We start from the raw sequence: 22,229 nt of genomic DNA, 5'->3' as shown, positions 1-22,229 counted from the left end.
TCTGACCGCCCCGATACGGTAGTTTAGCTGCAAAGCTTGGAGGTACTATGACCAAGTCTGAACTTATTGAAAGACTTGCTGGCCAGCAATCTCATATTCCGGCGAAGGCCGTTGAGGATGCAGTGAAAGAGATGCTTGAGCACATGGCCGCTACGCTGGCCGAGGGCGAACGCATTGAGATCCGCGGATTCGGCAGTTTTTCTCTTCACTACCGTGCCCCGCGTGTAGGTCGCAACCCGAAAACCGGTGACAAAGTTGAGCTGGACGGCAAGTACGTTCCTCACTTCAAACCAGGCAAAGAGTTGCGTGACCGCGCCAATATCTATGGCTAGTCGCTGACTGCTCATAGCGTTGTTGCTTGAAAAGAATATAAAACGGTGCCTGTAAGGCGCCGTTTTTTTTCGCCTGCAATTCTCCGCGATACGCTCGCGAGTTGCGTACTGCGCCGCATTGACGATGTGGCTCCTGCATAGATCTCTCTTATCCTGCCATGTTCAGCGCATCTTCGTTAAAGCCCGCTGGCGGCGACGTGTCGCCTGAATGATCCTGCTTGCTTGCCGTGACGCGTCTTTGCTCATGGCGGAGCCGATGGGAGAAAAGCGATCAAAATTTCGCTGGATCTGGCGATATTCGCCGTTATCTGCGGCATCCTGCCGCTGTTGGTTTTACCGCAGTTGCCCGAGCAATGGCTGCTGTGGCCGCTTTTGCTTGTTGTCTGTTTACTGCTGCGCACGCGCAGGCCATTCTGCCGTTATTTGGCCTACCTGGGGTTGGGGTTCGCGTGGGCGGTTTTCAATGCCGGAAGCCTGATCGGGCAAATGGAGCGTTTGATCCGCGGGCCGGAAGTGACGGCGGTGGTGCAGGTAAGCAGCATCGCGTTGAATCCGGCCGCCAGCAAGCAGACGCTAATGCGTATCGAGCGGATCGATGGCCATTGGCTGGCGCCTGCATTGATGTTTACCACGCTATGGGCCCCGGAACAGCAGCGGCTGTGCGCCGGGCAGCGTTGGCAATTGAAACTGCGCTTGCGGCCGGTGCACGGCAAGCTCAATGAAGGGGGCTTCGACAGCCAACGTTGGGCGATCGCACAGCGCCAGCCGTTGACGGGCCTGGTCAGGCAGGCCCGTTTGCTGGATGGCGGTTGTAGCCTGCGTCAGCGCATAATCAGCCATGCGGAAACCAACATCGGTGAGCTGCGTTACAAGGCGGTATTGTTGGCGCTGGCGTTTGGGGAGCGAACCGCGCTGGAACAGCCTTTACGCACGCTGATGCTGAAAACCGGCATTGCGCATTTAATGGCCATTTCAGGGCTTCATGTGGCGATGGTCGCCATTTTGTTCTGGGCTGCGCTGCGGGCGCTGCAGTTTTTTCTTCCCTCCCATCTGATTGGCTATCGTTTTCCCCTGGTCGCGGGCTGGGTGGCGACGCTGATCTATGTCTGGTTGGTGGGCGCCCAGCCGCCGGCGGTGCGTACCGTGTTGGCCATGACATTGTGGATGTTGCTGCGCCTGCGCGGCGTTCATTGTTCTTCCTGGCAGGTGTGGCTATGGTGTATCGGGCTGATTTTGCTGTGCGATCCGCTGGCGGTATTGTCAGACAGTTTCTGGCTGTCGGTGCTGGCGGTAGGTTGCCTGATTTTTTGGTTTGAATGGGCGCCGCTCGGTGAGCGATTCCGGTCGGCCTGGTATTGGGCGCCGGTGCGCTGGCTGCATATTCAGCTCGGCATGACGCTGCTGCTGGTGCCGATGCAGGCCGCGCTGTTTCTGGGCCTGACGTTGACCTCGCTACCCGCCAATCTGTGGGCGGTACCTATTGTCTCATTGGTGACGGTGCCGCTGATTTTGCTGGCGGTGATATTTGGCTTCTTTCCCTCGTTAAGCTACGGGCTATGGTGGCTGGCGGACTTCACGCTGCACTGGGTGTTTGTGCCGCTGCATTACCTGCAACGCGGTTGGGTGGATCTGGGGGCTGCCTCGCTGCTGGCCAGCGCGGCGGGGTGGCTCATCGTCGTCTGTTGGCGCTTTCATTGGTGGCGGCGTTATGCACCGGGGCTGGCGACGGTAGCGATATGCTGTGTGCTGTGGCGGGAAAAAGAGCCGGGATACCGCTGGCGAGTCGATATGCTCGATGTCGGGCACGGCTTGGCGGTGGTCATTGAGCGAAACGGCAAGGGAATACTGTACGATACCGGCGAGCGTTGGCCGGGCGGCAGCGCCGCCGAACGGCATATTATGCCAATGTTGAACTGGCGGGGAATTGAATTGGAACAGATCATTATCAGCCATGATCATCTCGATCATACCGGTGGCCTGCCGACGGTGCGACGGGCGTTTCCAGGGGCTACGGTACGCAGCCCGATGCGCGGGGAGGGGCACTTGCCCTGCGTCGCCGGTGAGCGCTGGCGCTGGCAAGGGTTACAATTCGAAGTGCTGTGGCCGCCGAAAACGCGTAAAAAGCCGGGCAATGACGACTCTTGCGTGATCCGTATCGACGACGGGAAACACAGCCTGCTGCTTACCGGCGACGCGGAAAAAAAGGCGGAGGCGCAGCTGCTCCGATTGCGGCGCGATCGCTTGGCGGCGACGGTGTTGCAGGTGGGGCATCATGGCAGCCGAACCTCTTCCACGCCGCCGTTTCTGCGCGCGGTTAATCCTCAGGCGGCATTGGCGTCAGCATCTCGTTACAACAAATGGCGTTTGCCGGCGCGTAAAGTGGTCGCCAGATACCGGGCAAATGGCATTATATGGCGCGATACGACGCGCTCCGGCCAGTTATCGGTACTTTTTTTCGACAACGATTGGCAAATTAAAGGCTTTCGCGAACAATTAATGCCCCGTTGGTACCATCAGCGGTTTGGCGTAGAGGGTGATAATGAGTAAAATAGGCCGCTATTTCTTCCGATGCTGGTATTTGCATGATGAATGATAAAGATCTCTCGACCTGGCAGACATTCCGTCGACTCTGGCCGATGATCACTCCTTTTAAGACCGGGCTGATTGTAGCCGCCATTGCGTTGATTATGAACGCAGCGGGGGACACGCTGATGCTGTCTCTGCTTAAACCGCTATTGGACGATGGGTTTGGAAAAACCGACAGCAGCGTGCTGGTGTGGATGCCGTTGGCCGTCATCGCGCTGATGTTGATGCGCGGCGTAACCAGCTTTGTTTCAAGCTACTGCATTTCCTGGGTTTCCGGCATGGTGGTGATGCAGATGCGCCGCCGCCTGTTTGGCCACATGATGAGAATGCCGGTGGCCTTCTTCGATCAACAGTCCACCGGGACCCTGTTGTCGCGCATTACCTATGATTCCGAACAGGTGGCTTCCTCCTCTTCCAGCGCGCTGGTGACCGTGGTGCGCGAAGGGGCTTCGATCATTGGCCTGTTCATCATGATGTTCTATTACAGCTGGCAGTTGTCGGTGATCCTGATCGTGCTGGCGCCGATCGTCTCCATTGCCATTCGCCTGGTGTCCAAGCGTTTCCGCAACATCAGCAAGAACATGCAGAACACGATGGGGCAGGTGACCACCAGCGCCGAACAGATGCTGAAAGGCCATAAAGAAGTGCTGATCTTCGGCGGCCAGCAGGTGGAAACCGAGCGCTTTAATTCGGTCAGCAACCGCATGCGTCAGCAAGGCATGAAGCTGGTTTCCGCGTCTTCGATTTCCGATCCGATCATTCAGCTGATCGCTTCGCTGGCGCTGGCGTTCGTGCTGTTTGCCGCCAGCTTCCCAAGCGTGATGGAAACCCTGACCGCCGGTACCATTACCGTGGTGTTCTCGTCGATGATTGCGCTGATGCGTCCGCTGAAGTCGCTGACCAACGTCAATGCCCAGTTCCAACGCGGGATGGCGGCGTGCCAGACGCTGTTCTCCATTTTGGATATGGAACAGGAAAAAGATACCGGCACCCGCGAAGTGAAGCGCGCGAAAGGCGATATCGAATTCCGCAATGTCACCTTCTACTACCCGTCGAAGGAAACGCCGGCGCTGCGTGATATCAACCTGAACATCGCCGAAGGCAAGACCGTAGCGCTGGTGGGCCGTTCCGGTTCGGGGAAATCGACCATCGCCAACCTGTTGACGCGTTTCTATGATATCCAGGAAGGCGAAATTCTGATGGATGGCCACGATCTGCGCGAATACACCCTGGCCTCACTGCGTAATCAGGTGGCCCTGGTTTCGCAAAACGTGCACCTGTTCAACGACACCATCGCCAACAATATCGCCTATGCGCGTGAGAGCGAATACAGCCGCGAGCAGATCGAGAAAGCGGCCGAAATGGCGTACGCGATGGACTTCATCAACAAGATGGAAAACGGCCTGGATACGGTGATCGGTGAAAACGGCGTCATGCTGTCCGGCGGCCAACGCCAGCGCATCGCCATCGCGCGCGCGCTGCTGCGTGACTGCCCGATCCTGATCCTGGATGAGGCGACCTCTGCGCTGGATACCGAGTCCGAGCGGGCCATTCAGGCCGCGCTGGACGAACTGCAGAAAGACCGAACTTCACTGGTGATCGCGCACCGTCTGTCGACCATTGAAAAGGCGGACGAGATCCTGGTGGTGGAAGACGGCCGCATCGTCGAACGCGGTGAGCACGCCGAGTTGCTTGAGCGGCAGGGCGCCTATGCGCAGCTGCACCGCATGCAGTTTGGTCAATAATGATTGAGCGCATCTGGTCCGGCGGTTCGCTGCTTTATCTGGCGCTATTGCCGCTCTCGTGGCTGTATGGCCTGTTCAGTTGGCTGATCCGCCTCAGTTACCGCTGCGGCCTGCGTAAAAGTTGGCGTTCGCCGGTGCCGGTCGTGGTGGTGGGTAATCTCACCGCCGGCGGCAACGGCAAAACGCCGATGGTGATCTGGCTGGTGGAGCACCTGCAGCAACGGGGCTACCGTGTTGGGGTGGTGTCGCGCGGCTACGGCGGCAAGTCAGCGGTCTATCCTCTGGTGCTGGGTCAGAATACGTCGACCCGCGAGGCGGGTGATGAGCCGGTGCTGATTTATCAGCGTACCGGGGCGCCCGTGGCGATCGCGCCCAAGCGCGCCGAGGCGGTGCAGGCTCTGCTGCAACAACAGCCGCTGGATGTGATCATCACCGACGACGGCTTGCAGCACTACGCTTTACAGCGTGACTTCGAGCTGGTGGTCATCGACGGTGTGCGTCGGTTCGGTAACGGCTGGTGGTTGCCGGCCGGGCCGATGCGCGAGCGCGCTGCGCGACTTGGCAGCGTCGATGCGCGCGTCGCCAATGGCGGCGTGGCGCAGGCCGGGGAAATTGCCATGCGTCTGCAGGCGCGTGATGCGGTGAACCTGCTGAGCGGTGAACGTCGCCCGGTGGCCGAGCTGCCGCGCGTGGTGGCGATGGCGGGTATCGGCCATCCGCCGCGTTTCTTCGCGACGTTGGAAAAGTTGAACGTCGAAGTCGTGCAGGAAGTGGCGTTTGCCGATCATCAGGAATATCAGCAGGCGCAGCTGGCGGCGTTGGTTAATGCAGATCAAACGCTGTTGATGACGGAGAAGGACGCGGTGAAGTGTCGCGCCTTTGCCCAGCCCAATTGGTGGTATCTACCGGTTGATGCGGTGCTACCGTCCGCTCAGGCTGAGCAACTGCTGCAGGATATCGAGTCCCTGCTGTCTAAGTAATCTCAGGATGCCAGCGTGACAAGCCCCAAGGCTTGCGCGCAGGCTTCCAGCGAGCGCTGCTGGGTTTGCTGATACAGCGCCAGCTCGTCGATCACCTCACTGCCCAACGCTTGTTCAAACGCTGCCCGGCTTGACGCCGCATTGTACTGTGTATGGCGGCTGTCCCCCAGATTCGATTGGAAAATCCCCGCCGCGCTGACCGGCAGAAAATCTTCATATACCAGTGGCTGGAAGCGAACGTGTTCTTTCTCGATCAGTTGCTCCAGGGTGCTGTGCTTATCCAGTGATTCTTTGGCCGCCAGGCCGCATTCGGTCGGGAAATAGCGGAACCAGGCCAGCTGTTGCTCGCGCAGCGTGGCGTAATCATCCGGAAACGCCCGGAAGTTTTCTTCCAGCAGCTGATAATAGCGTTCGGCATTTTTCTCGCTCGGCGGCGCCTGCAGCGCATCGTTGGTGGCCTTCAGCAGACGGTCGTAGAGTTCTCTTCCTTTAGTCGTCAGCGCCACACCGCGCTGTTCGATCTCGCCGAAGCGCGCGGTATGATGGCCGGCGACGACGCGGCCGTCATGCTCGACGAAATCGACGCGTTCTTCCAACGCCTTGAAGCTGGTCTGGCGCAGCAGGATCGCGCGACGGCGACGCGGCGGGCCCTCGATGACCGCCTTGGGCGTAATGCCGCGGGCGGGCATCGCCTGCTGAACGCGATCGATATCCAGCGTGCGCGGTGTCAGATGATTGATATGCGGCCCTTTAAACGCCACCACGTCGGCGATCAGGCGATGCTGATCGTGCAACTGCCGGTATTCTTCGGCGCTGACCGTCGCCTGGTTGTGCCAGCGGAAGGTTTCCAGCGCTTGTTCGACAAATTCTTGCGCCTGCACCTCATTTAGCCCGCCTTGCGCTTCCTGCAGCGCGATCAGTTCCAACGCGCGATCGGTAAAGATGCGGCGGCGCGCCAGCAAGCGCTCAGCCAGCTCACGCAGCGCGGGATCTTCTATCAGCTCCAGGCGCAGCAGGGAGGTAAACACGCGGAACGGACTGATTTGCAGGGCGTCTTCGTGTACGGCGCGAAAGGCGGTCGAGTGCACGGGAACGCCCGCCACCGACAGATCATAGTAACCGACCGGCGCCATGCCCATCACCCGGAACAGACGGCGCAGGGTGGCCAGTTCGTCCGCCGTGCCGACCCGGATCGCGCCGTGGCGCTCCATCGCAAGGCGTTCGATCTCGCCGGTGATTTGCAGTTGATGAGCCAGTGCGGCATCTTCGCGCAGAACCTGTCGGTTGGTTTCCGCCACCAGTTCCAGCAGATCGCCGTACAGCGGTACCTCCTTTTGGTACATGTCCGACATCGCGTGAGAGAATCTGGCGCGGATTTCATTAGGTGAAACGAACTGCTGGGCGGTCATGCGCATAGCTCCTTGATTCAGCATAATCTGAAAAATAGTGTTTTTAGCGGCAAAAGTGCTGGCGAAAAAGCCGTCTGCCTTGTTTTCCCCTCAAGTTTAGCCATCTGATTTGGGATTTGTTATAGACGTGGCAAGCATATTAGAGTTTTATGCGTTAGCTCTCATTTGCAGCGCACGGACGGACAAATGATGCCCCGGTGAGGAGGGGAATGCGATGGTTCGGCCGCGGCGAGCGTTAAATTAAGTCATGCATATTCAGAGGGATAAAAATAAATTCGGCGTATTTATGAATTTAATGCAATAAACCCCTTGTGCATTCACCATTTTTATGAGTAAATGCAAGTCGGCCTGTAATCCAGACCTATTTATGTTCGAGTTTAGAGTTAAGCAGTTCCTCCAAAAACGTTATCATCCGATTCCGCTTCAAAGACGAACCTTCTAAGTACCTCCCATAAGTAATGTTTCTGAAATGGCCGCAATTGCCTCTTATGGCAGATTTTGTAAATATATTTAAAGGTAAAAGTAATGTCTAAGAAGACGGGTCAAGTTAAGTGGTTCAACGAAAGCAAAGGTTTTGGTTTCATTGAGCAGCACGATGGCGGCAAAGATGTATTCGTACACTTCTCCGCAATCATGACCGACGGTTTCAAGACCCTGGCTGAAGGCCAGCGCGTCGAGTACACCATCCAGGACAGCCCGCGCGGGCCGGCTGCCGCCAACGTAGTTGCTCTGTAAGAAGACAGGGAACGCGTATAAAGAGATCTTAATACAACCATGGTGACGCTCAGCGCTGAGTCATGCGGAAGATATTAAGTTCAACAAGCCCGCCTTAGTGCGGGTTTTTTAATTTTTTGCTCACGAGAGGTTTGTTACGAAAAACTTTAGGATGGGCTGGTAGCGTCCAGACAATATAAAAAATGACGTTGTCAAGGATGCTCAAGTAAAAGGATATAAGTTATGTTTAAAAATACTGTGTTAAAAATGGGCCGTGTGAAATGGTTTAATCAGGCCGAAGGCTATGGTTTTATTTCACCGGTAGATGGCAGCGACGAAATCTATGTCAATCGCAACGCTATTGCCAACACCAAAAATAAGTCGTTGAACGAAGGTCAGAACGTTGAGTTCTCGATCTATCGCAGCTCGCATGGGCTGTCCGCGGCAGACGTTATCGCGTTCTGATCGCATCCTCCTTCCTCGCCAGTGCCGGTGTCGCCACCCGCAAGCACTGGCGAAGATAAATCCCGCGATATCCACTATTATCAGGCCATTGCCTACTCGCCACGGATATCAGGATGACCACCCCGACCATTTCCCTTACCGCCGCTCGCGCGCTGCACCTTGCCGCCCAGGGGCTACTTTCTCCGCTTAAACGCCAGGCTCGGCCCGATGATGTCGTGAGTGCGATCCAGCGCATGGGGCTGTTACAAATCGATACCATTAGCGTCGTTGCTCGCAGCCCGTATCTGGTGCTGTTCAGCCGTTTGGGAGCCTATCAGCCGGAGTGGCTTGAGCAGGCGCTCGCCGGCCGCAAGCTGTTCGAGTATTGGGCGCACGAGGCCTGTTTCCTGCCGATCGAAGATTTTGGTCTGCTGCGCCACCGCATGCTGGCGCCGCATGATATGGGCTGGAAATACTCCGCCGACTGGGTGCAGCAGCACCAGGCGGCGATGGACAGCTTGCTGCGGCACATCGAACAACAGGGGCCGGTGCGCTCCGCGGATTTCAGCGCCGAGAAGAAGGGCAACAGCGGGTGGTGGGACTGGAAACCGGAGAAACGGCATCTGGAGATCCTGTTTACCGCCGGCAAGCTGATGGTGGCCGAACGTCGCAACTTCCACCGGGTTTACGATCTGACCGAAAGGCTGCTGCCGGCCTGGGACGATGCGCGGCATGCGCTGCCCGTGGAACAGGCGCGCCGGCAGATGCTGTGCCGCACCTGCCGCTATCTGGGCATTTTCCGCGCCGAGTGGTTGGCGGACTACTATCGGCTGAAGCGCGTGGCGCCAAAAGCCTTGCTGGCAGCGCTGCAGGAGCAGGGCGAGATTATGCCGGTGCGGGTCGAGGGGCTGGAAGGGCCGTTTTATGTGCATGAATCACTGGCGGAACTGCTGCCGCTGGCGGAGCAGGGCAAACTCAAATCGACGGTCACCAGCCTGTTGTCGCCTTTTGATCCGGTGGTGTGGGATCGTCGTCGGGCGCTGGAGCTGTTCAACTTTGACTATCGGCTGGAGTGTTACACGCCGAAAGAAAAACGCCGCTACGGTTACTTCACGTTGCCAGTGCTGCATCGGGGCGACCTGGTGGGGCGGATTGATGCCAAGGCGCACCGACGCCAGGGCATCTTCGAGATCATCAGTTTCCATGCGGAGCCGCAGGTGCGCTTCGGCAAACAGCGAACGCAGGATATCCGGCAAGCCATCGCGCGCACGGCTCATTGGCACGGCGCGCAACGCGTTGCGCTGGGCGACATTCCGGCGGCGTTGGCCGCTGAATGGGGAGCCGGCTGGGAAGTGGGATAACGAGCGACGCCGTCGGTGGGGTAAAACGAAGTTAAGCGCCGCTCGTTACAAAGGGGGCTCAGTGGCTGAAGTTAGCGAACAGAGCGATGATTTTATGCAGACGTTTGATCACGTATTACGGTCTTTTTTGTGATTTTAATCACAAAATTCTACGCCGTGTGGCGCCGCAGTTCAAGCCGTTGCGCGGGCGCCATGAGGAAATATCGGCGGCTTGGTGCCGCCGATGATTAACCTGAGGCCGGGCGTTATGCTATCCTCACAGCCTTCCCAGATGACCTATCCCCTTGCGGAGGATGCATGGACCACCGTTTACTCGAAATCGTTGCCTGCCCGGTATGCAACGGCAAACTCTATTTCAATAAAGAAAACCAGGAGCTGGTGTGCAAAGCGGACGGGTTGGCTTACCCGCTGCGCGACGGCATTCCGGTGCTGTTGGAAAATGAAGCGCGTGCGCTGTCGCTGGACGAGAAGCACGCATGAGTTTTATCGCTATTATTCCCGCCCGCTACGCCTCAACCCGTTTGCCGGGCAAACCGCTGGCCGATATTCACGGCAAGCCGATGGTGGTGCACGTGATGGAACGCGCCCGTGAGTCCGGCGCCAGCCGGGTCATCGTGGCGACCGATCACCCTGAAGTCGCCAAAGCGGTAGAAGCCGCCGGCGGCGAAGTGTGCATGACCAGCCCGGATCACCATTCCGGCACCGAGCGTTTGGCGGAAGTGATCGCGCACTACGGCTTTGCCGACGACCAGATCATCGTTAACGTGCAGGGCGATGAGCCGCTGATCCCACCCGTTATCGTGCGGCAGGTGGCGGAAAACCTGGCGGGCAGCCAGGCCGGCATGGCGACGTTGGCGGTGCCGATCGACAGCGCCGAAGAGGCATTCAACCCCAATGCGGTGAAGGTCGTGATGGACGCGCAGGGCTACGCGCTCTACTTCTCGCGCGCCACCATTCCCTGGGATCGCGAGCGTTTCGCCGCATCGAAGGAGAGCATCGGCGACAGCCTGCTGCGCCACATCGGCATCTATGCGTACCGCGCCGGTTTCGTGCGCCGCTACGTCAGCTGGGCGCCGAGCCAGTTGGAGCAGATCGAGCTGTTGGAACAGCTGCGCGTGCTGTGGTACGGTGAAAAAATCCACGTGGCGGTCGCGAAAGCGGTCCCGAGCGTGGGGGTCGATACGCCGGAAGATCTCCAGCGCGTGCGCGACAGCATTCAACCCTGAGCCTGATTTCGTCGGCGCGGCGCGCAACGCGCCGACGATGCAATACCTCCCATTATTGATCCCCGTTTTGTTGATCTGCGTTGAAGAATTTTTCCGCTCACCGTTCGATGATGTTACGCATACCTCCTTATTAGCCTGAGGTGAATGCCTTATGGAGCAGTTACGCGCCGAACTGAGCATCGTGCTGGGTGAGTCCGTCAGCCGGCTGGAGCGGGTGAGCGAGCAGCCTTATGCGCACATGTATTCACTGTACGATCGCCAGGGCAACGCTATCCCGCTGATGGCGAAAAGTTTTATCTGCCAGGGCATCGCCCAGCAGGAGGCGTACAAGCTGTCGATGCTGGCGCGCGACGGGGATATCCGCCTGCCCACGGTGTACGGCGTGGTATGCACCCACCAGGCGCCGTATACGGAAATCCTGCTGATCGAGCGTCTGCGCGGCGTGTCGGCCGAAGCGCCAACGCGTTCGCCGGATCGCTGGAACATGTTAATGGAGCAGATCGTTGACGGGATGTTGGCCTGGCACCGCATCGACAGCCATGGCAGCGTCGGCACCGTTGACAGTACGCAGGAGAATGACTGGTTTTGCTGGTATCAACAGCGGGTCGAAGTGCTGTGGGCGACGGTGGTCAATCTCACTACCCCGCAGCTGACCATGGCAGATCGGCGTTTGCTGTATCGCACGCGCGAAGCGCTGACCCATTTCTTCGTCGGTTTCGACGATCCCTGCGTCCTGGTGCACGGTAACCTGTCGCTGCGCAGCATGTTGAAAGATCCCAAAAGCGATCAGCTGTTGGCGATGCTTAATCCCGGTGTGGTGCTGTGGGCGCCGCGCGAATACGATCTTTTCCGCCTCTGTGAAGCGGGCATGCCCAGCCAACTGTTGTTCAGCTATCTGCAGCGGGCGCCGGTCGCCGACGCTTTCCTGGCGCGGCGCTGGCTGTACGTGGTGTGGGAAGCGGTAGGGCGTTTGATCCATACCGGCAAGCTGGAGCGGCAGCTGTTCGACTATGCGTCGCAACAGCTGCTGCCCTGGCTGGCCGGTTGAACGGGGCCTTACTCGGCGCCGGCGCTATCCGCGCCTTTCAGCCGCTGCCACAGACTGCCCAGCGTTTCATACCAGGCGCGCTCGGTATGGCCGAGGAACATGGACGACGGCGTGGCGCGATCCCAGATATTCAGCGGCGAGTCGATCGCCAATTGGTTGGCCGGGGCCGGGATCGGGTGCAGGCCCTTAGCCTCGAAGAAACGCATGGCGCGCGGCAGATGGTTGGCGGAAGTCACCAGAAGGAAGGGGTGTTCGCCGACCAACTTGGCTACCTGAGCGGCTTCTTCCTCGGTATCGCGCGGTTCCCCCAGGATCACCATGTCGCTGCGCGGCACGCCCAGGCTTTCCGCTACCAGCGCTGCCGTGGCGGCGTTGCTCTGCATGCGTCCGCCGGGCGCGCCGGTAAACACCATCCTGGCGCCAGGGTGCGCCAGATAGAGCCGCACGCCCTCCGTCACGCGCGGCAGACTGTTGCCGAGCAGGTTCGAGCTGGGTGCCCAGTCGGGATTGTAGGTATAGCCTCCGCCCAACACCACGATGTAGCTGACCGCATCGTTGCCGCGATATGTCTGGTATTCGGCTTCGATCGGCCGCAGCAGGCGGTCGGCCACCGGTTGCAGGCTGAAAAGCAGTAAAAACAGCCAGCTCAGCGTGAAAATCGTCTTACCGCTTTTTTGCCAGCGGGTGAACCACAGCAGCAGCAGCGCCAGCCCCATCAGCAGCATCAACAGCGGCAGCGGCATCAGCAGAGCACCAAAGAACTTTTTCAGGTTGAACAGCATCGAAAATCAGATCCTTTTGAGTGAAAAAACGGCATCCAGGCATAAACAGGCCGCAAGAAGATACATTCTAAGCCAGTCTGTGCCAAAATAGCAGGTTTGAATGGGCGTGCGCTTTGCCGCCGACAAGACTGAGATCAGCGGAGCCGTTGTCCATGCAGGATCGTAATTTTGACGATATTGCTGAAAAATTTGCGCGTAATATTTACGGCACCACGAAAGGAAAAATCCGCCAGGCGGTGGTTTGGCAGGATCTGACCGGGCTGCTGGCCCAGTTGCCGCAGCGGCCGCTGCGCATCCTTGATGCCGGGGGCGGTGAAGGCCATATGGCTTGCCAACTGGCAGAATTAGGACATCAGGTGTTGTTGTGCGATCTTTCTGGTGAGATGATCCAGCGCGCCGCGCAGCTGGCGGAGCAGAAAGGTGTGAGCCAGAACATGCAATTCGTACAAAGTTCTGCGCAGGATATCGCTCAACATTTGGAACAGCCGGTTGATCTGATATTGTTTCATGCAGTGCTTGAATGGATCGCTGAACCCGTGGCGGCGCTGCAGGCGTTGTGCGATTGTCTGACGCCGGGCGGCGCGCTGTCGCTGATGTTCTTCAACGCCAACGGTCTCTTGATGCGTAACGTGGTGTTGGGTAACTTCCAATTGGTGGATCCCGAGGTCAGACGGCGCCGCAAGCGTTCGCTGTCGCCGCAATATCCGCACGATCCGCTATTGGTCTACGGCTGGCTGGAACAGCTGGGCATGCGCATCAGCGGCAAAACCGGCGTGCGGGTGTTCCACGACTATCTGCAGAGCAGACAGCTGCAAACCCAAAAATTTGAAGAGTTACTGGCGCTTGAACAGCACTATTGCCGGCAGGAGCCGTACGTGAGTTTGGGGCGCTATATTCACGTCATGGCGCATAAACCAAACCTGAAGGACGAACTATGAGTGAATTTTCCCAGACAGTACCCGAACTGGTCGCCTGGGCACGGAAAAATGATTTCTCTATTTCGCTCCCTACGGAGCGTCTCGCATTTCTGCTCGCTATCGCCACCCTGAATGGCGAACGGCTGGACGGCGAGATGAGCGAAGGTGAGCTGGTTGATGCATTTCGCCATGTCAGCAAGGGTTTTGAACAGACGCATGAAACGGTGGCGATGCGCGCCAACAATGCGATCAACGACATGGTGCGCCAGCGCCTGTTGAACCGCTTTACCAGCGAACTGGCGGACGGTAACGCGATTTACCGCCTGACGCCGCTGGGTATCGGCATTACCGATTACTATATTCGCCAACGCGAATTCTCCACGCTGCGTCTGTCGATGCAGCTGTCGATCGTGGCGCAGGAACTGAAGCGCGCCGCCGATGCCGCCGACGAGGGCGGCGACGATTTCCATTGGCACCGCAACGTGTTCGCGCCGTTGAAATATTCGGTGGCGGAAATCTTCGACAGCATCGACATGACGCAACGCGTGATGGACGAGCAGCAGCAGAGCGTGAAAAACGACATCGCGGCGCTGCTGAGCAAAGACTGGCGGGCGGCGATCTCCAGCTGCGAAATGCTGCTGTCGGAAACCTCAGGCACCCTGCGCGAACTGCAGGATACGCTGGATGCGGCGGGCGACAAGCTGCAGGCCAATCTGCTGCGCATCCAGGACGCAACCCTCGGCAACGTGGAGCTCGGCTTCGTCGACAAGCTGGTGTTCGATCTGCAGAGCAAGCTGGATCGCATCATCAGCTGGGGCCAGCAGGCGATCGACCTGTGGATCGGCTACGATCGTCACGTGCACAAATTTATCCGTACCGCTATCGATATGGATAAAAACCGCGTGTTCGCCCAACGCCTGCGCCAGTCGGTGCAAACCTATTTCGACCACCCGTGGGCGCTGACTCATGCCAATGCCGATCGTCTGCTGGACATGCGCGACGAAGAACTGGCGCTGCGCAGCGAGGAAGTGACCGGGGAACTGCCGCCGGATCTGGAGTTCGAAGAGTTCAGCGAGATTCGCGAACAGCTGGCGGCGATGATCGAAGAGGCGTTGAAGGTGTACCAGGAACAGCAGATGCCGCTCAACCTTGCAGCGGTGATGCGCGATTACCTGGCGCAATATCCGCGTGCGCGTCATTTCGACGTGGCACGTTTAGTGGTCGACCAGGCAGTGCGCCTCGGTGTGGCTGAAGCAGATTTCTCAGGGTTGCCGGCGGAATGGCAGGCAATCAATGATTACGGAGCCAAGGTCCAGGCCCATGTCATCGACAAATATTGAACAAGTAATGCCAGTCAAGCTGGCCAAAGCGTTGTCCAACTCGCTGTTCCCGGCGCTGGACAGCCAACTGCGCGCGGGTCGTCACATCGGTATCGATGAGCTGGACAACCACGCCTTTTTAATGGATTTCCAGGATGAGCTGGAAGAGTTTTACAACCGTTACAGCGTCGAGCTGATTCGGGCGCCGGAAGGTTTCTTCTATTTGCGCCCGCGCTCCACCACGCTGATCCCGCGTTCGGTGCTGTCCGAGCTGGATATGATGGTCGGCAAGATCTTGTGTTACCTGTATCTCAGCCCCGAGCGCCTGGCGCACGAAGGCATTTTCAGCCATCAGGAGCTGTACGATGAACTGCTGAGCCTGGCGGATGAGAACAAGCTGCTCAAGTTCGTCAACCAGCGCTCCACCGGTTCGGATCTCGATCGGCAGAAGCTGCACGAGAAGGTGCGCACCTCGCTCAACCGCCTGCGCCGCCTCGGCATGGTCTATTTCATGGGCAATGACAGCAGCAAGTTCCGCATTACCGAGGCGGTGTTCCGCTTCGGCGCCGACGTGCGCAGCGGCGACGATCCGCGTGAAGCGCAGCTGCGCATGATTCGCGACGGCGAGGCGATGCCGGTTGAAACCAGCCTGTCGCTTAACGATGAGAATGACGCTGAGGATCAGCAGGTTGATAACGCTCCTGACGGTGCAGAGGATGAACAGGAATGATTGAACGCGGTAAATTTCGCTCGCTGACGCTGGTTAACTGGAACGGCTTCTTTGCCCGCACCTTTGATCTCGATGAGCTGGTGACCACGCTGTCCGGCGGGAACGGGGCGGGGAAATCCACCACCATGGCGGCCTTCGTCACCGCACTGATCCCCGATCTGACGCTGCTGCACTTCCGTAACACCACCGAAGCGGGCGCCACCAGCGGTTCGCGCGACAAGGGCCTGCACGGCAAGCTGCGCGCCGGCGTATGTTACTCCACCCTCGACGTCGTCAACTCGCGCCACCAGCGCGTGGTGGTTGGGGTGCGTCTGCAGCAGGTGGCGGGACGCGATCGCAAGGTCGATATCAAACCTTTCACCATCCAGGGCCTGCCGACCGCGGTACAGCCGACTGAATTGCTGACCCAGACCGTGGGTGAGCGCCAGGCGCGCGTGCTGTCGCTGCAAGAGTTGAAAGAGCGCGTGGAAGAGATGGAAGGCGTGCAGTTCAAGCAGTTCAACTCGATCACCGATTACCACTCGCTGATGTTCGATCTGGGCGTGATCCCGAAACGCCTGCGTTCGTCCGCCGATCGCAGCAAATTCTATCGTCTGATTGAAGCGTCGCTGTACGGCGGCATCTCCAGCGCCATCACCCGCTCGCTGCGCGACTACCTGTTGCCGGAAAACAGCGGCGTGCGCAAGGCGTTCCAGGACATGGAAGCGGCGCTGCGCGAAAACCGCATGACGCTGGAAGCGATCCGCGTTACCCAGTCGGATCGCGACCTGTTCAAGCATTTGATCTCCGAGGCCACCTCCTATGTGGCGGCGGACTATATGCGCCACGCCAACGAACGCCGCATCCACCTGGACGGCGCGCTGGCGTTGCGCAGCGATCTGTTGGGCAGCCGCAAGCAGCTGGCCGCCGAACAGTATCGCCATGTGGAAATGGCGCGTGAGCTGAGCGAGCAGAGCGGCGCCGAATCCGATCTGGAAACCGATTACCAGGCCGCCAGCGACCACCTGAACCTGGTGCAGACGGCGATGCGTCAGCAGGAGAAGATCGAACGCTATGAAGCCGATCTGGAAGAGCTGACCTACCGTCTGGAAGAGCAGAACGAAGTGGTGGCCGAGGCGAGCGAGCAGCAGGCCGAGAACGAAGCGCGCGCCGAAGCGGCCGAGCTGGAAGTGGACGAGCTGAAGAGCCAGCTGGCCGACTACCAGCAGGCGCTTGACGTGCAGCAGACCCGCGCCATTCAGTACCAACAGGCGCTGCAGGCGTTGGAGCGCGCGCGCGCGCTGTGCCAACTGCCGGACCTGACCGCCGACAACGCCGAACAGTGGCTGGACACCTTCCAGGCTCGTGAGCAGGAGGCGACCGAAGCGCTGCTGATGCTGGAGCAAAAGCTGAGCGTGGCCGACGCCGCGCACGGCCAGTTCGAGCAGGCCTATCAGCTGGTGGGTAAAATCGCCGGCCAGGTCAGCCGCAGCGAAGCCTGGCAGTGCGCGCGCGAATTGCTGCGCGACTGGCCTTCGCAGCAACACCTCGCCGAGCGCGTTCAGCCGCTGCGACTGCGCCTGAGCGAACTGGAACAGCGCCTGCGCTCGCAGCAGGACGCCGAGCGGCTGCTGCAAGAATTTTGCAAACGCCATGGTCAGGAGTACCAGCCGGACGATCTCGACATGCTGCAGCAGGAGCTGGAAGAGCGCCTGGAAGCGCTGTCGCAGAACGTCAGCGAAGCCGGTGAACGCCGCATGGAGATGCGCCAGGAGCTGGAGCAGATCCAGCAGCGCATCCGTGAGCTGACGGCGCGCGCACCGGTGTGGCTGGCGGCGCAGGACGCCCTGAGCCAGCTCAGCGATCAGAGCGGAGAGCCGCTGGAAAACAGCCAGCAGGTGACCGAATACATGCAGCAGCTGCTGGAGCGCGAGCGTGAAACCACCGTCGAGCGCGACGAAGTGGCGGCCCGCAAGCGCGAAGTGGAAGCGCAGATCGAACGTCTCAGCCAGCCGGGCGGCGCGGAAGATCAACGCCTGGTCACCTTGGCCGAACGTTTCGGCGGCGTGTTGCTGTCGGAAATTTACGATGACGTCACCATCGACGACGCGCCTTACTTCTCGGCGCTGTACGGCCCTTCGCGCCACGCCATCGTGGTGCCGGATCTGTCGCTGGTGCGCGAGATGCTGGAAGGGCTGGAAGATTGCCCGGAAGATCTTTACCTGATCGAAGGGGATCCGCAGTCGTTCGATGACAGCGTATTCGCCGTCGAAGAGCAGGACAAAGCGGTGGTGGTGAAGATCGCCGATCGCCAGTGGCGTTATTCCCGCTACCCGGAAGTGCCGTTGTTCGGCCGCGCGGCGCGCGAAAACCGTCTGGAAGTGCTGCATGCCGAGCGTGAAACGCTGGCGGAGCGCTATGCCACGCTGTCGTTCGACGTGCAGAAAACCCAGCGTTCGCATCAGGCCTTCAGCCGCTTTATCGGCACCCATCTGGCGGTGGCGTTCGACGCTGACCCGGAAGCGGAGATCCGCAATCTGAACGCCCGTCGCGGCGAGATCGAGCGTGCGCTGAACAATCACGAAGCGCAGAATCAGCAGCAGCGCCAGCAGTACGAGCAGGCCAAAGAGGGCATTTCCGCGCTCAACCGCCTGATGCCGCTGGTGTCGTTGCTGAACGATGAAACGCTGCAGGATCGCGTCGACGAGATCCGTGAAGAGCTGGAAGAAGCGCAGGACGCCGCGCGCCACATTCAACAGCACGGGGTGTCGCTGACCAAACTGGAGCCGCTGCTGTCGGTGCTGCAGAGCGATCCGCAGCAGCATGAACAGCTGCAGCAGGACTACGCGCAGGCGCAAAGCGTGCAGCGTCAGGCCAAACAGCAGGCGTTCGCGTTGACAGAGGTGGTGCAGCGTCGCGCGCACTTCAGCTATACCGACTCCGCCGGCATGCAGAATGCCAACAACGATCTCAACGACAAGCTGCGCCAGCGTCTGGAACAGGCGGAAGCCGAACGCGCCCGCGCCCGTGAGCAGCTGCGTCAATATCAAACCCAGTTCACCCAATACAGCCAGGTGCTGGCCTCGCTGAAAAGCTCGTATGACGCCAAGCGCGACATGCTGAAAGAGCTGAGCCAGGAGCTGGTGGATATCGGCGTGCAGGCCGACGCCAACGCGGAAGCGCGCGCGCGTCAGCGCCGCGACGAGCTGCATGCGGCGCTGAGCAACAACCGCGCTCGCCGTAATCAGTTGGAGAAACAGCTGACCTTCTGCGAAGCCGAAATGGATGGCCTGCAGAAGAAACTGCGCAAGCTGGAACGCGACTACCATCAGCTGCGCGAGCAGGTGGTGACCGCCAAGGCGGGCTGGTGCGCGGTGATGCGTCTGGTGAAAGACAACGGCGTGGAACGCCGCCTGCATCGCCGCGAACTGGCGTATATGGATGGCGACGAGCTGCGCTCGATGTCGGATAAGGCGCTCGGCGCGCTGCGTCTGGCGGTGGCGGACAACGAACACCTGCGCGACGTGCTGCGTCTGTCGGAAGATCCGAAGCGGCCAGAGCGTAAGATTCAGTTCTATATCGCGGTGTACCAACACCTGCGCGAACGTATCCGCCAGGACATCATCCGTACCGACGATCCGGTCGAGGCCATCGAGCAGATGGAGATTGAGCTGGGCCGTCTGACCGAAGAACTGACCGCGCGCGAGCAGAAGCTGGCGATCAGTTCGAAAAGCGTGGCCAACATCATTCGCAAAACCATTCAGCGCGAGCAGAACCGCATTCGCATGCTGAACCAGGGGTTGCAGGCCGTTGCTTTCGGCCAGGTGAAGAGCGTCCGTCTGAACGTCAACGTGCGCGAAGCGCATGCCACCCTGCTGGACGTGCTCTCCGAGCAGCAGGAACAGCATCAGGATCTGTTCAACAGCAACCGCCTGACCTTCTCCGAAGCGTTGGCCAAGCTGTATCAGCGTCTGAATCCGCAGATCGATATGGGGCAGCGCACGCCGCAGACCATCGGTGAGGAGTTGCTGGACTACCGCAACTACCTGGAGATGGAAGTGGAAGTGTACCGTGGCTCCGACGGCTGGCTGCGTGCGGAAAGCGGCGCCTTGTCTACCGGCGAAGCCATCGGTACCGGGATGTCAATTCTGGTGATGGTGGTGCAGAGCTGGGAAGAAGAATCCCGCCGCCTGCGCGGTAAAGACATCTCGCCATGTCGCTTGCTGTTCCTCGATGAAGCGGCGCGTCTGGATGCCAAATCGATCGCCACGCTGTTCGAGTTATGTGACCGTCTGGAGATGCAGCTGATTATCGCGGCGCCGGAAAACATCAGTCCTGAGAAGGGCACCACCTATAAACTGGTGCGTAAGGTGTTCCAGAACCACGAGCATGTGCACGTGGTGGGGCTGCGCGGTTTCGCCAGCGAGCCGCCGGCGCTGGGCACTGCGCCGGTCGAAACGCCGTAACGCAGAAAAACGCCCTAAAAATCTGAAAATAGCCGCCGCAGGGTGGCTATTTTTTTGTGCGCGTGGATGATAGTCCTGCTTTTTTATCCGTTGAAAAGCGGTTAGTTTAATCAGATAAACAGTAATTCGACGTCCGCAGGGCGAAACGGCCTTTCTGTTTGTATACTGAAGCTATATGCAGTTTTTTGACGTTTTTTTTGTGAGCATACAGGGGGCAAGGGATGTTGCTTAAAAAGGGAAACTCTCTACGACGTTTGGCGCTGAGTGGCGCTATCGCCTGTAGTCTTGTGTCGTCGTTTTCCGCATTGGCCACCGTAACGGCGTTACCGGTGGCATCAGCAGGCATGTCCGTTGCGCAGAGCCGTTCTGAACTGCTGGCCGCGTTGCCGCGCGGCATGGATCTGCACTACCTTTCCACGCTGGCGCCGCTGTATGCGGCGAATCATATGCAGCCGATGTGGCAGGATCGCGAGGCCGTTCAGCAGTTTCAACAGCAGCTGGCCGAGCTGGCGATGTCCGGCGTGCAGCCGCAGTTCACCCAATGGGTGAAGATGTTGACCAATCCGGCGCTCAATGACGTAGGCCGCGATGTGGTGCTGTCCGATGCGATGCTGGGCTATTTGCAGTTCGTGTCCGCTATCGGCGCCAACGGCACCAGTTGGCTGTACAGCAATATTCCCTACAAGCTTAGCTTGCCGCCCACTGCGGTGATCAACCAATGGCAGCTGGCGGTGCGTCAGGCGCGCACGCTGAGTTACGTGAATTCGCTCGCGCCGCAGCACCCGCAATACGCCAAGATGCATCAGGCGCTGCGCGATATGCTGGCGGATAACCGCCCCTGGCCGCAGGTGGGCAGCGGCCCGAGCCTGCGCCCAGGACAAATGAGCAACGATATTCCTGCGCTGCGTGAGATCCTGACGCGCACCGGCATGTTGGCCGCTTCGGCACCGGAGGCCGAGCCGGAGCCGGCGGTAGTCTCGGCGAAGAGCAATGAGCCTGATGACGGCGGGCTGACGGTAGACGAAGAGAAGGGGCGTGTGACGGTCAGTCCGTCGGCGGCGCCAGTGACGGAGTTGACCGCTGAACAGACGCCGCCGCAGGTCGGCAGCGTGGTGAGCGACAACCTCTACACCAACGAGCTGGTGGAGGGCGTCAAACGTTTCCAGAAATGGCAGGGGCTGACGGCGGACGGCGTGATCGGCGTGCGCACTCGCGAGTGGCTCAACGTGTCACCGAAAACCCGCGCCGCGCTGCTGGCGCTGAATATCCAACGTCTGCGAATTTTACCGGGGCATGTCGGCACCGGCATTATGGTGAATATTCCCAACTACTCGCTGACCTACTACCAGAACGGCAACGAAGTGTTGTCCTCCCGCGTTATCGTCGGGCGGCCGAGCCGCAAGACACCGCTGATGAGCAGCGCGTTGAACAACGTGGTGGTCAACCCGCCTTGGAACGTACCGACTACGCTGGTGCGTGAGGATATCGTGCCGAAGGCGATGCGCGACGGTAACTATTTCCAGAAACACGGCTATACCGTGCTGTCGGGCTGGAGCAACGATGCGGAGGTGATCAACCCGGCGATGATCGACTGGAGCATGGTCTCTGCGCGCAACTTCCCGTATCGTGTGCGCCAGGCGCCGGGTGCCACCAACTCGCTGGGGCGTTTCAAGTTCAATATGCCGAGTTCGGACGCGATCTACCTGCACGATACCCCGAACCACAGCCTGTTCCAGAAAGACATTCGCGCGCTCAGCTCCGGCTGCGTGCGGGTGAACAAGGCTTCCGATTTGGCAAATATGCTGCTGCAGGATGCCGGCTGGAACAATAGCCGCGTTTCCTCCACGCTGAAAGAAGGGAATACTACTTATGTGAATATTCGCCAGCGTATTCCCGTAAAACTGTATTATCTGACCGCCTGGGTTTCGGATGACGGCCAACCGCAATTCCGTACAGATATTTACAATTATGATAATACGGTGAGATCGGGCGCACAAATTTTGGCTCAGGCCAAAAAATTAATGCAGTAAATGCAGTAATTATAAATAAATAACGGTCAGAATGTTTGGCTATACCGCAGGCCCTCTTACCTGGGGGCCTGTAAACCTAGGCGTATCGCGGGTTGACTCAGCATACGCAGGCGGTTATGGTTCGGACAGTGCGCTGCTTTGTGCATTTATTTTGACATTCT

At 59.1% G+C, this 22,229-nt stretch carries 17 protein-coding genes; 15 read left to right on the top strand and 2 right to left on the bottom strand.

Annotated elements, in window-relative coordinates:
- Positions 1–47: 47 nt before the first annotated feature.
- The 4 genes from ihfB to lpxK all read left to right on the top strand — a co-directional run bounded on the left by ihfB (position 48) and on the right by lpxK (position 5,643).
- A complete protein-coding gene (gene ihfB, locus ACJ8M3_RS09515; RefSeq protein ID WP_004928264.1) occupies positions 48–332 on the top strand; it encodes an integration host factor subunit beta in 285 nt (94 codons plus the stop codon).
- A 270-nt stretch (positions 333–602) separates the two neighbouring features.
- Positions 603–2,879, top strand: a complete 2,277-nt coding sequence (locus ACJ8M3_RS09510) for a ComEC family protein (protein ID WP_407028792.1) — start codon at positions 603–605, stop codon at positions 2,877–2,879.
- Positions 2,880–2,914: 35 nt separating this feature from the next.
- The gene (msbA, locus tag ACJ8M3_RS09505; protein ID WP_033642563.1) at positions 2,915–4,663 is read left to right on the top strand and encodes a lipid A ABC transporter ATP-binding protein/permease MsbA; all 1,749 of its coding nucleotides are present in this window, start codon (positions 2,915–2,917) and stop codon (positions 4,661–4,663) included.
- The gene (gene lpxK, locus ACJ8M3_RS09500; RefSeq protein ID WP_033642564.1) at positions 4,663–5,643 is read left to right on the top strand and encodes a tetraacyldisaccharide 4'-kinase; all 981 of its coding nucleotides are present in this window, start codon (positions 4,663–4,665) and stop codon (positions 5,641–5,643) included. The genes msbA and lpxK overlap by 1 nt, the downstream gene beginning before the upstream one ends.
- Positions 5,644–5,645: 2 nt before the next feature.
- On the opposite strand, the gene hglS is transcribed toward lpxK, so the two are convergent.
- A complete protein-coding gene (gene hglS, locus ACJ8M3_RS09495; protein WP_033642565.1) occupies positions 5,646–7,052 on the bottom strand; it encodes a 2-oxoadipate dioxygenase/decarboxylase HglS in 1,407 nt (468 codons plus the stop codon).
- A gap of 525 nt (positions 7,053–7,577) precedes the next feature.
- Between hglS and cspE the strand changes: the two genes are divergently transcribed.
- The 6 genes from cspE to ACJ8M3_RS09465 all read left to right on the top strand — a co-directional run bounded on the left by cspE (position 7,578) and on the right by ACJ8M3_RS09465 (position 11,845).
- Complete coding sequence (cspE, locus tag ACJ8M3_RS09490) at positions 7,578–7,787, top strand: transcription antiterminator/RNA stability regulator CspE (protein WP_004928244.1); 210 nt, start codon at positions 7,578–7,580, stop codon at positions 7,785–7,787.
- 222 nt (positions 7,788–8,009) lie between these two features.
- Positions 8,010–8,231: a cold-shock protein gene (locus tag ACJ8M3_RS09485; RefSeq protein WP_004928241.1), complete on the top strand. Its 222-nt coding sequence runs from the start codon at positions 8,010–8,012 to the stop codon at positions 8,229–8,231.
- Between the two features lie 113 nt (positions 8,232–8,344).
- Positions 8,345–9,571 (top strand): winged helix-turn-helix domain-containing protein, encoded by a 1,227-nt coding sequence (locus ACJ8M3_RS09480; RefSeq protein WP_089196850.1) that lies wholly within the window; start codon positions 8,345–8,347, stop codon positions 9,569–9,571.
- Between the two features lie 297 nt (positions 9,572–9,868).
- Entirely contained in the window at positions 9,869–10,051 is a 183-nt protein-coding gene (locus tag ACJ8M3_RS09475) for a Trm112 family protein (protein WP_004928237.1), read from the top strand.
- On the top strand, positions 10,048–10,797 hold the full coding sequence (kdsB, locus tag ACJ8M3_RS09470; RefSeq protein WP_033642567.1) for a 3-deoxy-manno-octulosonate cytidylyltransferase: 750 nt from the start codon (positions 10,048–10,050) through the stop codon (positions 10,795–10,797). Before ACJ8M3_RS09475 ends, kdsB begins: the two co-directional genes overlap by 4 nt.
- A gap of 151 nt (positions 10,798–10,948) precedes the next feature.
- Complete coding sequence (locus ACJ8M3_RS09465; RefSeq protein WP_047024941.1) at positions 10,949–11,845, top strand: YcbJ family phosphotransferase; 897 nt, start codon at positions 10,949–10,951, stop codon at positions 11,843–11,845.
- Positions 11,846–11,853: 8 nt separating this feature from the next.
- On the opposite strand, the gene elyC is transcribed toward ACJ8M3_RS09465, so the two are convergent.
- The gene (elyC, locus tag ACJ8M3_RS09460; protein ID WP_042784114.1) at positions 11,854–12,627 is read right to left on the bottom strand and encodes an envelope biogenesis factor ElyC; all 774 of its coding nucleotides are present in this window, start codon (positions 12,625–12,627) and stop codon (positions 11,854–11,856) included.
- Between the two features lie 152 nt (positions 12,628–12,779).
- On the opposite strand from elyC, the gene cmoM reads away from it, so the two are divergent.
- The 5 genes from cmoM to ldtD all read left to right on the top strand — a co-directional run bounded on the left by cmoM (position 12,780) and on the right by ldtD (position 22,068).
- Positions 12,780–13,565 carry a tRNA uridine 5-oxyacetic acid(34) methyltransferase CmoM gene (gene cmoM, locus ACJ8M3_RS09455; RefSeq protein ID WP_033642570.1) on the top strand — a complete coding sequence of 262 codons (786 nt, stop codon included), beginning with the start codon at positions 12,780–12,782 and terminating at the stop codon, positions 13,563–13,565.
- Positions 13,562–14,884: a chromosome partition protein MukF gene (gene mukF, locus ACJ8M3_RS09450; RefSeq protein WP_004928228.1), complete on the top strand. Its 1,323-nt coding sequence runs from the start codon at positions 13,562–13,564 to the stop codon at positions 14,882–14,884. The genes cmoM and mukF overlap by 4 nt, the downstream gene beginning before the upstream one ends.
- Positions 14,865–15,593 carry a chromosome partition protein MukE gene (gene mukE, locus ACJ8M3_RS09445; protein ID WP_004928226.1) on the top strand — a complete coding sequence of 243 codons (729 nt, stop codon included), beginning with the start codon at positions 14,865–14,867 and terminating at the stop codon, positions 15,591–15,593. The genes mukF and mukE overlap by 20 nt, the downstream gene beginning before the upstream one ends.
- Positions 15,590–20,038: a chromosome partition protein MukB gene (gene mukB / locus ACJ8M3_RS09440; RefSeq protein WP_089196851.1), complete on the top strand. Its 4,449-nt coding sequence runs from the start codon at positions 15,590–15,592 to the stop codon at positions 20,036–20,038. Before mukE ends, mukB begins: the two co-directional genes overlap by 4 nt.
- A 221-nt stretch (positions 20,039–20,259) precedes the next feature.
- Positions 20,260–22,068, top strand: a complete 1,809-nt coding sequence (gene ldtD, locus ACJ8M3_RS09435; protein WP_072022477.1) for a L,D-transpeptidase — start codon at positions 20,260–20,262, stop codon at positions 22,066–22,068.
- Positions 22,069–22,229: the final 161 nt, after the last annotated feature.

Origin of the sequence: Serratia sp. CY55921 (genome assembly GCF_052167655.1) — a bacterium.
In the GTDB taxonomy this organism is placed as follows: Bacteria; Pseudomonadota; Gammaproteobacteria; order Enterobacterales; family Enterobacteriaceae; genus Serratia; species Serratia ureilytica.
The sequence above is the reverse complement of the archived record's forward strand: the minus strand, read 5'-3'. Positions and strand labels throughout refer to the sequence as shown.